This window comes from Qingrenia yutianensis, assembly GCF_014385105.1.
Lineage (GTDB): Bacteria > Bacillota > Clostridia > UMGS1810 > UMGS1810 > Qingrenia > Qingrenia yutianensis.
The window spans coordinates 1-695 of record NZ_JACRTE010000090.1; the positions used below are offsets into that span (position 1 = coordinate 1).

The 695-nt window shown below is 45.0% G+C and carries 1 protein-coding gene and 1 pseudogene; one reads left to right on the forward strand and one right to left on the reverse strand.

Annotation, left to right across the window (positions count from 1 at the left end; translation table 11 throughout):
- Nucleotides 1–55 precede the first annotated feature (55 nt).
- Entirely contained in the window at nucleotides 56–466 is a 411-nt protein-coding gene (locus H8706_RS12230; RefSeq protein WP_262432699.1) for a SpoVG family protein, read from the forward strand.
- 9 nt (nucleotides 467–475) lie between these two features.
- Here H8706_RS12230 and H8706_RS12235 read toward each other — a convergent pair.
- A pseudogene (locus tag H8706_RS12235) lies at nucleotides 476–695 on the reverse strand (hypothetical protein); the annotation flags it as partial.

Below are 695 nucleotides of genomic sequence, written 5' to 3' on the forward strand. Positions count from 1 at the left end.
GTGAAAGGTTAAAAGAAGTGGATGATGAGTTATATAAAAGAAAGGGGTAGAATTTATGAATTACAAAGCAAGCGTGAACCTTATTAACAAACCCGGAAGCTTAAAGGGAGTTGCCTCGGTTTCCATCAATGACGAGTTTGTTGTAAAAGGTGTGAGGATTTTTGAGGGCAATGACGGTCCGTTTGTGTCAATGCCTTCCCGTAAGGCAGGAGCCAAATATGAGGATATTTGTTTCCCGATTACAAAAGAGGGAAGAGAAAATCTCCACAGTGCGGTGCTTGAAGCATACGAACAGAAATTAACACAGCAGGAGGAGCAGAACCATGAAGAGGGGAAAGAAACAAAAAAGGCAGGGAATAAAAAGTCTCAAAAGCGTTCAGACGGACAAAAAACTGCCGAAAGCAATACCGAATTGCAGGCGGATCAGAATGAACAGACCGAGGCAGCCCCGGTAATGAATATGTGAGGTGAACAGCTATGGCGGTGGAATTTTACCGTTATTCATACAGGACAGCGGAGCATGACGGCGATGTTGAGGAATACCGAGCAAGCCGTGATGAGAACAGACGATGCACGGAATCTGCACACCGTAACTTCCTTCATATATCTGCTCTACCCTTGCGGCAAGTACATCTTCCCACTCTTCTCTGCCCTTATCGGTAAGCGTGTCATACGACAAATCTTCAATTGTCGCC